General features: G+C 71.0%; 13 protein-coding genes. 4 read left to right on the top strand and 9 right to left on the bottom strand.

All coding sequences use genetic code 11. The annotated features are described in order from the left end of the window. Positions 1-199: 199 nt before the first annotated feature. From AB0I54_RS41610 to AB0I54_RS41600, 3 genes are all read right to left on the bottom strand, one after another. Positions 200-715: a GNAT family N-acetyltransferase gene (locus AB0I54_RS41610; RefSeq protein WP_363301552.1), complete on the bottom strand. Its 516-nt coding sequence runs from the start codon at positions 713-715 to the stop codon at positions 200-202. A 53-nt stretch (positions 716-768) separates the two neighbouring features. Further along, positions 769-1,503 (bottom strand): alpha/beta hydrolase, encoded by a 735-nt coding sequence (locus tag AB0I54_RS41605; protein WP_363301551.1) that lies wholly within the window; start codon positions 1,501-1,503, stop codon positions 769-771. Between the two features lie 189 nt (positions 1,504-1,692). Continuing rightward, complete coding sequence (locus AB0I54_RS41600) at positions 1,693-2,181, bottom strand: pyridoxamine 5'-phosphate oxidase family protein (protein WP_363301550.1); 489 nt, start codon at positions 2,179-2,181, stop codon at positions 1,693-1,695. A gap of 1,168 nt (positions 2,182-3,349) precedes the next feature. Here AB0I54_RS41600 and AB0I54_RS41595 point away from each other — a divergent pair. Both AB0I54_RS41595 and AB0I54_RS41590 read left to right on the top strand, forming a co-directional pair. Next, the gene (locus AB0I54_RS41595; RefSeq protein WP_363301549.1) at positions 3,350-4,570 is read left to right on the top strand and encodes a metallophosphoesterase; all 1,221 of its coding nucleotides are present in this window, start codon (positions 3,350-3,352) and stop codon (positions 4,568-4,570) included. A gap of 596 nt (positions 4,571-5,166) precedes the next feature. After that, positions 5,167-6,576 (top strand): MFS transporter, encoded by a 1,410-nt coding sequence (locus AB0I54_RS41590; RefSeq protein WP_363301548.1) that lies wholly within the window; start codon positions 5,167-5,169, stop codon positions 6,574-6,576. A 45-nt stretch (positions 6,577-6,621) separates the two neighbouring features. On the opposite strand, the gene AB0I54_RS41585 is transcribed toward AB0I54_RS41590, so the two are convergent. The 4 genes from AB0I54_RS41585 to lnt form a co-directional block, all read right to left on the bottom strand. Further along, entirely contained in the window at positions 6,622-8,589 is a 1,968-nt protein-coding gene (locus AB0I54_RS41585) for a GAF domain-containing protein (protein WP_363301547.1), read from the bottom strand. A gap of 76 nt (positions 8,590-8,665) precedes the next feature. Further along, entirely contained in the window at positions 8,666-9,466 is an 801-nt protein-coding gene (locus AB0I54_RS41580; RefSeq protein ID WP_363301546.1) for a 3-hydroxybutyrate dehydrogenase, read from the bottom strand. Positions 9,467-9,520: 54 nt separating this feature from the next. Continuing rightward, on the bottom strand, positions 9,521-10,000 hold the full coding sequence (locus tag AB0I54_RS41575) for an NUDIX domain-containing protein (protein ID WP_363301545.1): 480 nt from the start codon (positions 9,998-10,000) through the stop codon (positions 9,521-9,523). Between the two features lie 81 nt (positions 10,001-10,081). After that, a complete protein-coding gene (gene lnt, locus AB0I54_RS41570; RefSeq protein WP_363301544.1) occupies positions 10,082-11,704 on the bottom strand; it encodes an apolipoprotein N-acyltransferase in 1,623 nt (540 codons plus the stop codon). Positions 11,705-11,935: 231 nt separating this feature from the next. On the opposite strand from lnt, the gene AB0I54_RS41565 reads away from it, so the two are divergent. Then, the gene (locus AB0I54_RS41565; protein WP_363301554.1) at positions 11,936-12,967 is read left to right on the top strand and encodes an O-antigen ligase family protein; all 1,032 of its coding nucleotides are present in this window, start codon (positions 11,936-11,938) and stop codon (positions 12,965-12,967) included. A 72-nt stretch (positions 12,968-13,039) separates the two neighbouring features. On the opposite strand, the gene AB0I54_RS41560 is transcribed toward AB0I54_RS41565, so the two are convergent. Next, on the bottom strand, positions 13,040-13,585 hold the full coding sequence (locus AB0I54_RS41560; RefSeq protein ID WP_363301542.1) for a hypothetical protein: 546 nt from the start codon (positions 13,583-13,585) through the stop codon (positions 13,040-13,042). 80 nt (positions 13,586-13,665) lie between these two features. Beyond that, positions 13,666-14,451, bottom strand: coding sequence for an aspartate/glutamate racemase family protein (locus AB0I54_RS41555; RefSeq protein WP_363301541.1), 786 nt, complete (start codon positions 14,449-14,451; stop codon positions 13,666-13,668). Between the two features lie 57 nt (positions 14,452-14,508). Between AB0I54_RS41555 and AB0I54_RS41550 the strand changes: the two genes are divergently transcribed. After that, positions 14,509-15,684, top strand: a complete 1,176-nt coding sequence (locus AB0I54_RS41550; protein WP_363301540.1) for a glycosyltransferase — start codon at positions 14,509-14,511, stop codon at positions 15,682-15,684. Positions 15,685-15,688 lie beyond the last annotated feature (4 nt).

Genomic DNA, 15,688 nt, shown 5'->3' with positions numbered 1-15,688 from the left:
AAGACCCCAAGCCGTTCATCTGGACCAAGACCGCCGAAGAGATCCTCGACTCCCTCGCCCGCTTCTGCCGACGGATCTCTGGCGCAGGACACTAGTGGTCACTCCACCTCACACCCCCTCAGGTAGGGGTTTGCTGCGTACCTCTACGCTAGCGCGGTCACGCGGGAGCCGCTGCCAGTCTCTTCCAGACGTGCGATGGTCACGGCGCCTCAACCAGGCCACTGAAGTGGAATGCCTTGATATCAAGCTGATTGCGCAGGTAGAAGCGGTGCGCAGAGGTATTGGTGACTCCTGAATCGAGTTCAATACGGTCGCAGCCGACCAGTCGCGCCCGGCTCTTCAGTTCACTCATCACAGCGCCGGCAATGCCACGGGATCGCTCTGAGCCAGTGGTCACCAGGTCGTCCACGTAGAGCATCCGACCGCGACTCGTGTAGAGCACTCGATAACCAGCAGCGGCCAGCGGCTTTCCATCTCCGGAGTATGCGACGAGATAGCGGAGGCCTTGCACGATTCCTACAGATGTGAGTTCGCCGAACAATTGCTGACTCATTCCCGGCCGAAGCTCACACAGCAGAGAAAACAGATCTGACCTGAGCTGCGGATCGTCACCTCGCTCCAGCTCCTTGAAGACGATGTCACCGTTTTCATCACTATTTTGCACTTTCATCATATACACCACCCTTCCAGATGACATCAGGAGCGCGTGCTTCACACGCGGAAGCCCACGGAACATGGGGCAGCTGCCGGGCGCGGCCAGGGCCGGGACTAGTCCCTGCCTGCGAGGCCGAGCTTGCTCGCGAGAAGGGCCGGGTTGGTGAACAACACCTCGTGCGAGCCCTCGAGGGTGACGAGGCGGAAGACGCCGAGGCGGCGCGCGTTGGCAAGGTATCCGTACTGGGGATCGCCCGGCGGGAGTGCGGAGTCGTCATGACAGAGCACGTAACTGCGCGGGATCGTAGGCATGATGCGGTAGAACTCGGACAGGTCGAGCTTCTCGACCGTCGGCCCGAGAGGTTCGGGCACGAGCATGTCGTATGTCTCCCGGGCGCGGTCCAGGTCGGCGTCGCCGATGAACGCGTCGCGCCACACCTCGAAGGGGAGCATCACCGTGTTGTCGTCGGACTGGGCGGCCAGGATCGGAAAGAGCTCCTGGTAGGCCGGCGGGGCGTTGTCCAGCACACTCGTCCCGTCGACCGGGATGAAGGCGTTCCAGAAGACGAGTCTGCGGATCTTCTCAGGGATGCGTTCCGCAACCCGTGCAATGACACTGCCGCCAAAGCTGTGCCCGACCAGAACAATGTCCGTCAGCTCATGTTCGGTGATGTAGTCGACGACGGATGCGACGCAATCGCCGTGATCGACGTCGCGCGGGACGTCTTTGCCATGCCCGGCCATGGTCGGGAAATGAGCCTCGTGGCCGAGCTTCTCGAGGTGGTCGGCCACGTCTGTCCAGGCTGCTCCGTCGTGCCAGGAGCCATGTACCAGAACATATCGTGACATCGCTGTTCCTTATGGTGTGAGGAGGTCGAAGGGATGCTCACCACTGAGCGGGCTATTGGGTGATGGTCGCTGGCGACGGCTACGCCTTGGCGGGAGTCGAGGGTGACGATCTCGGCGAGCGCCAGTGCGGCACGTCCGGCGTCGGTGAAGACAGCAGACTGGCGCCGGCCGGAGAAAGACGCCTCAGATTCAGCACATGGGCCCGGAGGCAGACTCAGTGGATTCGGTGAGTCCGTACTTCTTGATCCAGGCCTGCCGGAGTTCGGGCTCAGGGATGTGCCCGACGGTATATCCCGGAGAGAGAAGCTCAGCGGTATCGCTGACTGCGATCTTCACCGCGTGGTGGCAGGGAGTCTGCTCCCCGTGGGTCTGCCGCAACCAGGCAGCGATCCACTCGAAGTCTTCGTCGCCGGGGTCCAGGATCTGCGCGGTGCCCCGGAAGCGGTAGCCACGGCGAGAGAGGAAGTCCACCGCGTTCACCTCGACCGCCGGGTTGTTCCTCAGATTCGCCACCGTCTGCGGAGAGGCGATGTCGGCGAAGATCAGATGTCCGGAGTCCAGCACCCGAACGGAACCCTTCGGGGACACATTCGGCGTCCCGTCCGGCCGTACCGTGGCCACGAACATCAGCTTGGAACTCTCGATGATGTCGATCATGTCCTGCGTAATCTCCGCCATTGAGACGTCCTCCTCTACTGTGGCCGCTCTGCGTGATGCGTTACACGCTAGTCACCGGTCTGCAGGGCGGGATCAAAATTCTGGTAACCAGAACGCTGCCGGTCAGATGTGCGGCCGCGCCTGCGCCGGGAGTGGAGCGTTCAGGGGGAACCGCCTTGGCCTGTCACTGGGACGACGGCGACACCGACTCCCGGCGTGACAGTCCGACTCGAAATGTGATCCAGGCCACCTCTAGGGTGCTTCGGTATCCCACGAGGAGCACAGTCAGGGCCGTGGCGAGGCGGCCCCGGCCCCGATCTCGTTGTAAACCGCGGGGACTTCGCACCCGGTCGGCTGTCACCAGTCCGCTCTGACCTTCAGATGTCAAAGATGATTGCTGCCGTAGTAATCAGGCCGCCGGTCCTCTGGAGTCCGAAGATGACGGCTTGGTGGCGATCTCATGTCTTGTCGTACGCCTGAGCAGGAAGATCAGCAGCAGCGTGATGACCACGGCGCATTGACCTGCGTCACGTCGGGCATCCGGGAGCGTCGGTCGGCGTAGGCGTCGAGGTCGTCGACGGCGGAGGCGCCCTGCGCCATGTCGAATGCGTCGCCCCGGTTACCGAGGAGCAGCAGTACGCATCGTGCCGGCCTCGGCCAGTCCAGCCCCAGCGCCGTCGTCAAGTTTTGTGCGGAACGTGTCCCGAGGCGCGAATCGGTAACCATCGGTCACAATGAGCGCCGCCGCTGCCACCCAGTAGTCGAGCAAGCCCGGGTCCCACCGTACCAACCGTCTTGAGGAGATCGCTGCCGCCCGACAGCATCCTCGGTATCGGCCCCCTGCGAAGATGCGTTCGGCGGATTATGAGCGCTTCGGCCTCCAGGGATGTGGCAGACGCCCTGCCGATGGTGATGGACTATCAGCTGACAAGGGCAGGCCGCACAGTCTTCAATGGCGTCGTGGCCACGCCGATACCAATACCGCCATCCCCGTCCGCCACCCTGGAGACGATCGCCGGTAGCGCTGCGCTGGACGAAGTCCTGGCGTGTCTACGCGCGCGGCGGCCGGTGTGCCATCCCGCAGAGAACCCTTCGCCCCAAGGGGCCGCGCCCATGAACGCCGGTCCGGCCGACCCGAGGGCGACCGGATACAGTGCGCGAGACGGCAGCCTGGTCAGGGAGGGGAACCGTGACCGCCACCAGCAACACCCGGCCCACCGAGGGTGAAGCGAAAGCTCCGCGGCGGAGCCGACTGCACCGCCTGATGCGCTACATCCCCCTGATCGCCCCCGTCCTGCTGTGGGCCGTGCCCTGCTGGGTGCTCCTGCACACCGGCCAGCACTGGCCGTTGCCCGTCACGCTGGTCGGCACCGCCCTATTCGCCCTCGGCCTCATCGTTATGCCGCTCGCGATGGTGCGCGGCCACGGCCGGCGCCAGCAGGACCGGGCGGCGATCATCGGTGACACCCTGCTGGGCACCAGCTGGATTCTGTTCACCTGGTCCGTTCTGCTCGGCGTGCTATTGCGGCTCGCCCTGACCGTGGCCGGCGTCAGCGAGAGCCAGGACCGGGCCCGAATCGTCACGTGGGCCGTCCTCGGCGTAACCGCCGTACTACTCGCCTGGGGATACGCCGAAGCCCGCCGCGTGCCGCGCGTGCGCCGACTCGACGTGCAACTCCCGCGACTGGGTGCCGGGCTGGACGGCACCCGCGTCGTCCTCATCACCGACACCCACTACGGCCCACTCGATCGCGCTCGCTGGTCGGCACGGGTATGCGAGACAGTGAACACCCTGGAAGCCGACCTGGTCTGCCACACCGGCGACATCGCGGACGGCACCGCCGAACGCCGCCGCGCCCAGGCCGCCCCACTCGGCACCGTGCGGGCCACCCGGGCCCGTGTATACGTCACCGGCAATCACGAGTACTACAGCGAGGCCCAGGGCTGGGTCGACCTGATGGACGAGCTGGGCTGGGAGCCACTGCGCAACCGCCATCTGCTGCTCGAACGCGGAGACGACGCCCTCGTGGTCGCCGGCGTGGATGACGTCACCGCCGAGTCCTCTGGCCTGGAAGGCCACCGCGCCCACCTCGCCGGAGCCTTGAACGGCGCCAACCCCGACCTACCCGTCCTGCTCCTGGCACACCAGCCCAAGTTCGTCGACCGAGCGGCAGCCGCCGGCATCGACCTCCAACTCTCCGGCCACACCCACGGCGGCCAGATCTGGCCCTTCCACCACCTGGTCCGCGTCGACCAGCCCGCCCTCGCCGGCCTCAGCCACCACGGCACCCGCACCCTCCTCTACACCAGCCGCGGCACCGGCTTCTGGGGCCCGCCGTTCCGCGTCTTCGCCCCCAGCGAGATCACCCTCCTCGTCCTCCGCTCCCCACACCTGCCCACCTCGCCGTAGGAGCGGGCGGGCCAACACATCCGCTTGGACCTGTCCACAAGCCGTGGGGTGCGGCATCGGCAGATGACCAGGCTCGTCTCGCTGAGGACAAGATCCGGACCATTCCCGGGCCGACGGCTCCAACGAGCCACACGTGGCAACGTTTTATGCAGGTCAGCGACGCGTGACGCCCGTACCACCAGCAGACGAAGAATGTGCTGGGACGAACACGCACCGCGTTCAGGCGCAGCGCCTTGCCCATGCCCGCAGAGGCTGATCAGCGAGGTCGGGCTCGGTCTCTCAGTCCGGTCACCTACCACGCAACGACTCTGAGCCGATCAACCCCAGATGTCCGAGTTCAACGGAGCGTGGTCAGCACCACACCAGCACGGGAGTCAGTACCGCACCGTCAAATCACCCCCGAATTACGCATCCCGGACGGCACTCGTTTCGACCACCTTCGAGCCCCTGACCCGCCCTTCTGTGAACTGGCATGGTGGCCACACGCATAGGCAAGCCTCGAACTATGTTGCCCCGCCACATGTGCGTCTGACCTGCATGTTTCTACCGTGTGCCGACACCTACCCGTCCCCACCGCACACGAGGAAGTGGCGCACATGGCCTCCGCAGCATCCGCTCCACCGACCCCCGCCAAGCTCCCCAGGATCGTCGCCGCCAGCCTCATCGGCACCACCATCGAGTGGTACGACTTCTTCCTCTACGGCTCGGCCGCCGCGCTGGTGTTCAACAAGTTGTTCTTCCCGGGCTCGGACCCGCTCGTCGGCACGCTGCTGTCGTTTCTGACGTACGCGGTCGGATTCGCGGCGCGGCCGCTCGGCGCGCTGGTCTTCGGGCACTACGGCGACCGGCTGGGGCGCAAGAAGCTGCTGGTGCTGAGCCTGTTGCTGATGGGCGGCGCGACCTTCGCGATCGGGTTGCTGCCCACGCACGCCAGTGTCGGCGCCGCCGCCCCCGTCCTGCTGACCGCGCTGCGCCTCGTCCAGGGCTTCGCGCTCGGCGGTGAGTGGGGCGGGGCCGTGCTGCTGGTGTCCGAGCACGGGGACGCGCGGCGGCGCGGGTTCTGGGCCTCGTGGCCGCAGACCGGGGCCCCGGCGGGACAACTCCTCGCGACCGGTGTGCTGTCGCTGCTGACCGCCGTGCTGTCGGACGACGCCTTCGGCAGCTGGGGCTGGCGGATCCCGTTCCTGCTCTCCGGTGTGCTGGTCGTCGTCGGTTTGTGGATTCGGCTCTCTGTCGATGAATCGCCCGTGTTCCGTGAGGCGTTGGAGCGGGCCGAGGCCCGCAGGGCGGAGCGCGCGGAGGATGCCGAGAAGCTGCCGCTCGTGTCCGTCCTGCGCCACCACTGGCGTGATGTGCTCGTGGCGATGGGCGCGCGCATGGCGGAGAACATCAGCTACTACGTCATCACCGCGTTCATCCTCGTCTACGCCACCACGTCGGCCGGCGTCTCCAAGCAGACGGCGCTGAACGCCGTGCTCATCGGCTCGGCCGTGCACTTCGCGGTCATTCCGGCCTGGGGTGCGCTGTCCGACCGGGTCGGGCGCCGTCCCGTCTATCTGCTGGGCGCGGCCGGGGTGGGCCTGTGGATGTTCCCCTTCTTCTCCCTGGTCGACACGGCCACGTTCGGGAACCTCGTCCTCGCCGTGACCGTGGGGCTCGTGCTGCACGGCGCGATGTACGCGCCGCAGGCCGCCTTCTTCTCCGAGATGTTCGCGACCCGGATGCGCTACTCCGGCGCTTCCATCGGCGCCCAGTTCTCGTCCGTGGCGGCCGGTGCCCCCGCGCCGCTCATCGCCACCGCGCTGCTCGCCGACTACGGCAGCTCGACCCCGATCGCCCTGTATGTGATCGCGGCGGCCGTGCTGACGCTGATCGCCGTGGGGGTGGCGCAGGAGACCCGGCACCGGGACCTCGCCGACGTCGGGGCCGGGCACGGAGCCGGGGCCGGGGCCATGGGCGGTTCCGAGACCGCCGGAGCCTCGGCGTCGGGCGCGTCCACCGGGTGACCGGGTACGCCCGCACCGGCCCCCGTACGGTCGTCCGTACGGGGGTCAGTGCCGTGCCGGTGCCGCCAACCGGTGCAGGCGCAGGGCGAGTTGGATCTCCAGGGCGCGGGCGGGGCCCTGCCAGTCGTCGCCGAGGAGGCGGGAGACGCGCTCCAGCCGCTGGGCGACCGTGTTGACGTGGACGTGGAGTTCGTCCTTGGTGCGGGCCGGGCTCATACCGCAGGCGAAGTAGGCGTCGAGGGTGCGCAGCAGGTCCGTACCGCGCCGTTCGTCGTAGGCCACCACCGGGCCGATGGTGCGGTCGACGAAACCGGTGACGTCCCGCTCGCCCGCGAGGAGCAGGCCGAGGAAGCCGAAGTCCTCGGCGGCGGCGCCGTCCCCGAAGCGGCCCAGAAGACGAAGTGCGTCGAGGCAGCGGCGGCCCTCGGCGTAGGCGGTGGCCAGGGTGTCGGGGTGTGCGAGGAGGTCGGCGACGGGGGCGGAGGCGCCCGCGGTCACCGGTTCGTGGACGGCGGTGCCGAGGTGGCGCGCGGTGCGTCGGGCCACCTCGCCGGCGGTGTCGCCGGGGCCGAGGGGCAGCAGCAGGACGGTGCCGCCGTCGCGGGCTGCGGCCAGGCCGTGCCGGGTGGCGGCGAGGTGGGAGGCCGCGGCCCACAGCCGGCGGCGGGCGGCGGCCTCTTGTTCGGCGTCGGCCGCCGGGCCATCGAGGCGGGCGGCCAGGACGACATGGGTGGCGTCGAGGTCGGCGTGCAGCCGGGCCGCGCGGGCGCGCAGCAGACGGGGGTCGCGGTCGCGGGCGTCGAGCAGGTCGTCGAGGAGTTCGCCGCGGACGCGCTGCTCGGCCTCGGCGGCGGAGCGGCGGGCGAGCAGGAGCAGCGAGGTGACCATCGCGGCGCGCTCCAGGGTGAGCTGGTCGACGGGGTCGAGACCCGGGTGGCCGTGCAGCACGAGGGCGCCGAGGAGTTCACCGCCCGCGGCCACCGCGGCGATCCAGTCGTCCCCGTGCCGCACCGCGTGGCCCTCGGCCCGGGACTCCTCCAGCGCCTGCGGCGGTGTGGCGTCCGCCTCGGCGAACTCGACGGTTCCGGGGAGGACCTGGGACACCGCGGCGGCGACGTCGTGGACCCCGCCGCCGCGCAGCACGAGTTCGGCGAGCCGGTCGTGGACGTCCGAGGCGCGCTCGATGACGGCGCTGCGGTCCCGGATGATCTCGTTGGCGCGCTCCAGCCCGGCGAGCGCCGAACGGGTCTCGGTGAGCAGGTTCGCGGTGTCGATGGCGGCCGCGGCGAGGGCGGCGAAGGAGCCGAGCAGCGCGATCTGCTCCCGCTCGAAGACCCGGGCGCGCCGGTCCGCGGCGAACAGCACGCCGATGACATGGGGCCCGAGCATCAGGGGCACGCCGAGAATGGCGACGAGGCCCTCGTCCCGCACGCCCGCGTCGATGGCGAGAGTGTGCTGGAAGCGGGCGTCCTTGAAGTAGTCGTCGGTGACGTAGGGCCGGGCCGTCTGTGCGACGAGTCCGCCGAGCCCCTCCCCCATGCCCAGGCGCAACTGCTGGAAGCGGGCCGCGACCGAGCCCTCGGTCACCCGCATGTAGGTGTCGCCCCGGTCGGGGTCGTTGAGGCTGAGGTAGGCGACGTCCGTGCCGAGCAGGGAGCGGGCGCGCTGCACGATCGCCTGCAGCACCGCGTCCAGGTCCCTGAGGCCCGCCAGGTCGTGCGCGGTTTCGAAGAGGGCCGACAGCTCCGCCTCGCGGCGACGGCGCCCCTCCAGGTCCGAGCGGACCCGCAGGGCCAGGAGCCTGGCCCGCTCCAGCGCGGCGATCCGGTCGGCCGGGCGGCCCTCGGCGCGGGCGAGCAGCACCGGCTGCTCGTACGCCTCCGCCGGCGCGCCGCGTGCGAGCAGTTCGAGGAACGGCGTCTCGGCGCCGGGGTCGGGTGTGACGGCGGCGCCGGCCGGCGCCCCGGCACCGGCGGCGGGGCGTCCGGCGGAGTGCAGGTGATCGCGGGACATGCTCACAGGATTCCGCATCGTCCGTCGGTCCGTCGGGGCCTGTGGAAAACCTTCGGTCGCGTGGGCGGCGGGTGGCTCAGTGCGCTGTCCAGCCGCCGTCGAGGACCAGCGAGGTGCCGGTGACGAAGGACGCCCGAGGACTGCACAGGTATGCCACGGCCTCGGCGACCTCCTCGGGTTCGATGAGCCGCTTGACGGCGCTGTCCTGCAGGAGCACCTCGGTCAGCACGCGTTCCTCGGGGATGCCGTGCGCCCGTGCCTGGTCCGTGAGCTGCTTCTCGACCAGTGGGGTGCGCACATAGGCGGGGTTCACACAGTTCGAGGTGACTCCATGGGGCGCGCCTTCGAGGGCGGCCGTCTTGGACAGGCCCTCAAGACCGTGTTTGGCGGCCACATAGGCGGATTTGAAGGCCGAGGCGCGCAGGCCATGGACGGAGGACACATTGACGATGCGGCCCCAGCCCTGTCCATACATGTGCGGCAGGGCACCGCGGACGAGCCGGAACGGCGCCTCCAGCATCACGGTCAGCACGGTGTGGAAGACGTCGGGCGGGAACTCCTCGATGGGGCGCACCAGTTGCAGTCCGGCGTTGTTGACCAGGACGTCGGTGCCGGCGGCGGCGAGTTCGGCGGCGTCCAGGTCGGTGAGGTCCAGGAGGTGCGGTTCGAGGCCGCCCGCGAGGCCGCGGGCCGCCTCGGCCAGCTCTTCCAGGCCCGCCGCGTCCCGGTCGACGGCTCTCACCTTGGCCCCGGCGGCCGCGAGACGCAGCGCGCAGGTGCGGCCGATGCCGCCGGCGGCGCCGGTGACGAGGGCCGTACGGCCACCGAGGTCGAGCGTGGAGGCGTAGGGGCCGGGCAGGACGCTGGGCGAGGTCATGTGCCGACCCTAGGCAGCTCTCCCACCTCGCCACATATGGTCAGGCCCCATACTTCACTCGAAGCTCATAGGCTCGAACCACGTGGGTTCATCGGACATGGCCTGCTTGATCCGAATGAGGTGGCGTTCGTCCATCTCCGGCAGCGCGTCCACCTCGAACCAGCCGACCTGCAGGGACTCGTCGTCGTTGACCCGCGCCTCGCCGCCGACGGCACGGCAGCGGAAGGTGATGTCCATGAACTGGCAGATGTCGCCGTTGCCGAAGGTGACCGGCGCTCCCGACTTCACCATCACGATCCGTTCGGCCACGCACCGTACGGCGGTCTCCTCGTACACCTCGCGCACGGCGCAAGCGGCGGGCTGCTCACCGGGGTCCGGGATGCCGGAGAGCACCGCCCACTTGTGGTTGTCCGCACGCTGCCCCAACAGGACTCGGCCCTGGTCGTCGAAGACCACGGCGCTGACTCCGGGGAGCCACAGCAGCTGGTGTCCGGCGGAGGCGCGAAGCGTACGGATGAAGTCAGGAGTAGCCATGGAACCGACCCTAACCGGCCGGTTCCCTTCCTTCAGCGCGACGCCTCGCGCGCACGGCGGGGCGCAGGGCGGGGCGTGCGGCTACGCCTCGCCGGCGCGCCGGCCGCGCACACCGGCGCCGATCGCCCAGCCGAGCCCGCCCGCGGCGACCAGCAGCAGGGCGATCTCGGGCAGGATGCCCAGCTCGGTGGCGGGTGTCTCCGAGGAGCGCAGCGGCACCTTCTGGACCAGGTAGGCGGGCACGAACATGCCGGTCTTCTGGGTGATCGTCCCGTCCGGCATGATGACGGCGCTGACCCCGCTGGTCACCGGCACGGTCACGGTACGGCTGTGCTCGACGGCACGGACGCGGGACATGGCGAGCTGCTGGTAGGTCATCTCGCTGCGGTCGAAGGTCGCGTTGTTGCTCGGCACGGAGATCAGCTGAGCGCCGTCGGTGACCTCGGACCGCACGGCCCAGTCGAAGGCGGCCTCGTAGCAGGTGACCAGGCCGACCTTGGCGCCGTCGAAGTCGAACACACCCGGCTTCGTGCCCCGGCTGAAGTCCTGGCGGACCATGCCGGTCCAGTTCTTGTTGATCGCCCCGACCAGCGACCGCAGCGGAAGGTACTCGCCGAACGGCTGGATCTGCCGCTTGTCGTACGTCTGCGTGGGCCCCTTGACCGGGTCCCACAGGATCTGCTCGTTGAGCAGCTTCCCGTCCTTCTCGACGACACCGCCCACCGAGATGGGCGCGCCGACGGCCTCGGCCGCCTCGTCGAGGATCTGGGCCGCGTCGGCGTTGGTGAAGGGGTCGATGTCCGAGGAGTTCTCCGGCCACAGGACGAAGTCGGGCTTGGCGACCTTGCCCGCCTTGATGTCCGCGGCGAGCTTGCGGGTCTCACGCGCGTGGTAGTCGAGCACCGCGCGCCGCTGGGCGCTGAACTCCAGACCGGCGCGCGGCACATTGCCCTGGATGACCGCGACGGTCACGGTGCCGTTCTCCGCCTTGTCGCTGACCAGCCCCCGGGCGGCCACCGCTCCCACCACCGGGACGGCCACGCTCAGCAGGGCCGTGGCCGCGGCCGCCTTGCGCAGGGTCCGGGTGCGGCGCCCCTCGGCGACCAGCCGCCCGGCCTCGTACAGACCGAAGCCGCACAGGACGACCGCGAAGCCGAGCACCGGCGTCCCGCCCAGCGCGGCGAGCGGCAGGAAGACGCCGTCCGCCTGACCGAACGCGATCTTGCCCCAGGGGAAGCCGCGGAAGGGCACACGCGCGCGCAGCGCCTCGCCCGCGATCCATACGGCCGCCGCCCACAGCGGCCAGGCGGGCAGCTTGGACACCGCGGCGACGCCCACGCCGACGAGGGCGACGAAGACCGCCTCGATGGCCACCAGCGCCAGCCACGGCCCGGGGCCGACCTCCACGCCCGTCCACACCAGCAGCGGCAGCAGGAAGCCGAGGCCGAAGAGGTAGCCGAGGCCGAGGGCCGCCTTCCAGCCGCGGCCGCGCAGCACCCAGGCGAAGCCGGCGAAGGCGGGCACGGCGAGCCACCACAGGGTGCGGGGCGGGAAGCTGACGTACAGGAGCACGCCGCAGAGCGCGGCGGCTGCGGCCGGGGCCAGACGCCGGAGCAGCCGGAGGCCGCGCGCGGTGGGCGCGGGCCGCGACTGGAGCTGGTCCGGCTGGTCCGACTGGTCCACGGAGGTTGCGGTGACGGTCACTCGGGGAGTGTACGGCGGGTGACCTTGCCGCGGACAGGACGGTCCGGACGCAGGGGAGCACGGCGGCCGCCGTCCGGGAGCCACATCCTTCCTGCCCAACTCGTCCACAAAACGGTGATCAGCCGTTACGGTGTGCCGGAGCCTGTGTCGTGCGGTCGTCCCGGTCGCGCGGACGGGTCGGCCACACGTCGGGGGACGGGTACGAGGGGCGACTGGGTGGGTTCCACGGGGATGGCGTCCGCGGCGGGGGCGGACGCGGAGAGCGACAGACGAAACGTTTCTGACGCCACGGGTGTCGTGGTGCTCGGGGCCTGCGCCGCATGGGCGCTGATCACCGCGGCGGCGCACGGCGGCCGGCCCGAGGGCGTCCTGCTCGCGGTGCTGGCCGTGGCCGCCGGCTATGCCTCGGGCCGGATCTCCGGAGCCCTGCTGCCGGTCGCCGCGCCCTGCGCCGGGGCACTGGCCGGGCTCGGACTGGCGGTCGCCATGCCCCATCTCGCCCCCGGCCCCCAGTTCACCACCCCGCTCGGGCCCACCGGCGCCACCGCGGCGCTGCTGACCCTGGCCACCGGAGCCGCCTGCTGTGCCGCGTGGGCCACGCCCGTGCCGGCCCTGCGGCTCGCCCTGCGCCTGCTGGCCCTCGGGATCACGCTGACCGCGGCCGCCCTGGGCTCGGCCGTCGGATGTGCCCTGGCCGCCGGCGTCCTGCTCTGCTCGCTCGCCGCGGGCCGGATGAGCCGGCGCGGCCCGGGCCTCGTGGGGCTGGCCCTGGCGGCGGCCCTGGCGGCCGGAGTGACCTGGGCGCTGGCCGAGCACACCCTGCCGGAGGGGCTCACCGCCGCCCTGGAGGGCCGGCTCACCCAGCACCGCGTCGGGCTGTGGCAGGACGCGCTGCGGCTGGCCCGCCACAACGCCGCCCTGGGCATCGGCCCCGGCCGCTTCGGCGAACTGAGCACCACCGCACATCAGGCGCTGCTGCCCGACGGCAAGCCGCACTCCGCGACGTTGCAACAGGCGGCCGAACAGGGGCTCGTCGGTGTGCTGCTGCTGGCGGCGGCGTTCTGCTGGGTGCTGTACGCCCTGTGGCGCAGTCCCCGCAGCACTCCGGTCGCGCTCAGCGCGGGCGCCGCGCTCACGGCCCTGGCCGCGATCGCCGCGGTCGGCAACGCGCTGAGTTTCACCACGGTGTCGGTGGGCGCGGGACTGGTGGCCGGCCTGGCCACGGCCCGGCCGCTCGTCGCGCACGCACCCACGGAACGGTGACTCGGGCCGCCCGGCCGCTCGCGCGGGCCGCACCAAGGAGGTCCGATGTGACCCCGCACGGCTCCCGCGACGTCAGCGAGCGGTGCCCGGGGCGATCGACCGCAGCCGGTCGCGGATGGCCGTCACCGCGGACTCCGCGTTGTCCACGGTGATCGTGAACGTGTGGCCGTCCCACAGGCGCAGGACCACACCCTCGCCCCGGCGCACGACGACCGCCGTGCCCTTCTCGGGACGCCAGCGGTAGCCCCAGCCGCCCCAGTGCCGCGGCGTCACCATCGGGGCGAACTCGGCTCCGGCGACCTGGTCGAGCGGGATACGACGGCGGGGCACACCCATATGGCCGCAGCGGACCTCGACGCACTCCCGGTCGAGCTTCAGGTCGACGTGCACGAACGCGAGGGTGCCGAAGAGGACCAGCAGTCCGGCCGCGATGCAGCCCACGACGGACATGACGAGCGGGGCGACGCCCGAGGTCCAGGCGGAGTCCACCGCCAACTCGATACCGAGCGCCATGCAGGCCGCGCCGGCCAGAGCCGGCAGCCACTGGGCCCGGTTCGTCGCGCGTCCGGTCCACACCTCGGGCTGCGCGGAGTCCGCGTCGTGGGGGTGGTCCCTCATGGCTACGAGGTTACTCAGATTTCGCTGCGCGGGTACCGCGTCGCGGAGGGTGACTGCCGCGGACGAGGGGACGGCCGGGGTCAGCGGGCGGGGGTGACGGCGGGCAGGAGCCTGCCCTCGGCGTAGTTCAGCGCGGGCACGGGCAGCTCGCCCTCGCGGCCGCTCAGCAGCACGGTCAGGGTGCCGTCGGCCGGGGCCCCGGGGGCGGGCTCCTCGCCGATCCGGCGCAGCGCCTGTGCGGCCACCGCCCCGGCGGAGCCGTGCAGGACCAACGGCGGCGCGTCCGGCCGCTGCACCGCGGCGCGGATACGTTCCGCCACCAGTTCGTAGTGGGTGCAGCCCAGGACGACGGTCGTCACATCGTCGGGCGTCAGTGCGGCGGCCACGGCGACGGCGGCGTCGATGGCCGCCTCGTCGGCGTGCTCCACGGCCTCGGCCAGGCCCCAGCAGGGCACCTCGGTGACCGGGACGCCGTCGGCGAACTCCTCGATGAGACCGCGCTGGTACGGGCTGCCCGTGGTGGCGGGCGTCGCCCAGATCGCGATTCGGCCGCCGCCGGCCGCGGCGGGCTTGATCGCCGGGACGGTGCCGATCACCGGGATGGCGGGCTCCAGCCGCGCGCGCAGCGTGGGCAGGGCGTGCACGGTCGCGGTGTTGCAGCCGACGATGAGCGCGTCGGGCCGGTGGGCCGCGGCGGCCTCGGCGACGGCCAGGGCACGGCTGGTGAGATCCTCCGGGGTACGCGGCCCCCAGGGCATCCCGTCGGGGTCCAGGGAGAGAACGAGATCGGCGTCGGGGCGCAGGCGCCGTACCGCGGCGGTGGCCGCCAGCAGGCCGATTCCGGAGTCCATGAGCGCGATCTTCACCCGGCCACGATAGACGATGGGCCCCTGTGGACCGGCCGGGTGGTGCAGACTGCGCGGGTGAGCGCGATCGTGTGGATCTCCGCCCTGTCCCTCGCCGCCTGGCTGTGGCTGCTGCTCTGCCAGGGCTTCTTCTGGCGTACGGACGTACGGCTGCCGCCGCGCAGGGATCCGGACGACTGGCCGCCCGTGTGTGTCGTCGTACCGGCCCGGGACGAGGCCGCCGTGCTGCCGGCCAGTCTGCCGTCGCTGCTGGCGCAGGACTATCCGGGGCGGGCGGAGGTCTTTCTGATCGACGACGGCAGTTCGGACGGCACCGGGGAGCTGGCCCGCGAACTGGCCGCACGCCACGGCGGACTGCCGCTGACGGTGGACTCCCCCGGCGAACCGCCCGCGGGCTGGACCGGCAAGCTCTGGGCGGTGCGGCACGGCATCGCCCTGGCACGCGCGCGTGGTCCCGAGTACCTGCTGCTGACGGACGCGGACATCGCCCACGCGCCCGACAGCCTACGCCAACTGGTGGCGGCGGCGCGCACCGGGAACTTCGACGCCGTGTCGCAGATGGCCCGGCTGCGGGTGGAGAGCCTGTGGGAACAGCTCGTGGTGCCCGCCTTCGTCTACTTCTTCGCTCAGCTGTACCCGTTCCGCCGGATCGGCCGGCCAGGGGCCCGGACGGCGGCCGCGGCTGGCGGCTGTGTGCTCCTGCGCGCGGATACGGCACAGCGGGCGCGGATCCCGGACGCCATCCGGCACGCCGTCATCGACGACGTGGCCCTCGCCCGTGCCGTGAAGGGCGGCGGGGGCCACATCTGGCTGGGGCTGGCGGAGCGGGTGGACAGCGTGCGCCCCTACCCGCGGCTGCACGACCTGTGGCGCATGGTCTCGCGCAGCGCGTACGCACAGCTGCGGCACAACCCGCTGCTGCTGCTCGGTACGGTCGCCGGGCTGGCACTGGTGTACCTCGTGCCGCCCGCGGCCGTGGTGGCGGGTGCCGCGGCGGGAAGTACGGCGGGCGCCCTCACCGGTGCTTCCGCGTGGCTGGTGATGACGGCGACGTATGTCCCGATGCTCCGCTACTACCGCCTGCCGGCGTGGCTCGCTCCCCTGCTGCCCTTCACCGCGTTCCTCTATCTCCTCATGACGGTCGATTCCGCGGTGCAGCACTACAGGGGGCGCGGGGCGGCCTGGAAGGGCCGCACGTACGCGCGTCCGGACACCGTGCCCGACGAGGGCTGACCCC

Origin of the sequence: Streptomyces sp. NPDC050625, from assembly GCF_040654755.1 — a bacterium.
Taxonomy (GTDB): Bacteria; Actinomycetota; Actinomycetes; order Streptomycetales; family Streptomycetaceae; genus Streptomyces.
This window is presented reverse-complemented; position numbering and strand designations above follow the sequence as displayed.

What these genes read in the sequence shown, in the direction of transcription:
- AB0I54_RS41605 (WP_363301551.1), bottom strand. Translation starts at nt 1,503, where the DNA reads ATGTCACGATATGTTCTGGTACATGGCTCCTGGCACGACGGAGCAGCC.
- AB0I54_RS41600 (WP_363301550.1), bottom strand. Translation starts at nt 2,181, where the DNA reads ATGGCGGAGATTACGCAGGACATGATCGACATCATCGAGAGTTCCAAG.
- AB0I54_RS41590 (WP_363301548.1), top strand. Translation starts at nt 5,167, where the DNA reads ATGGCCTCCGCAGCATCCGCTCCACCGACCCCCGCCAAGCTCCCCAGG.
- AB0I54_RS41585 (WP_363301547.1), bottom strand. Translation starts at nt 8,589, where the DNA reads ATGTCCCGCGATCACCTGCACTCCGCCGGACGCCCCGCCGCCGGTGCC.
- AB0I54_RS41580 (WP_363301546.1), bottom strand. Translation starts at nt 9,466, where the DNA reads ATGACCTCGCCCAGCGTCCTGCCCGGCCCCTACGCCTCCACGCTCGAC.
- AB0I54_RS41575 (WP_363301545.1), bottom strand. Translation starts at nt 10,000, where the DNA reads ATGGCTACTCCTGACTTCATCCGTACGCTTCGCGCCTCCGCCGGACAC.
- AB0I54_RS41565 (WP_363301554.1), top strand. Translation starts at nt 11,936, where the DNA reads ATGGCGTCCGCGGCGGGGGCGGACGCGGAGAGCGACAGACGAAACGTT.
- AB0I54_RS41560 (WP_363301542.1), bottom strand. Translation starts at nt 13,585, where the DNA reads ATGAGGGACCACCCCCACGACGCGGACTCCGCGCAGCCCGAGGTGTGG.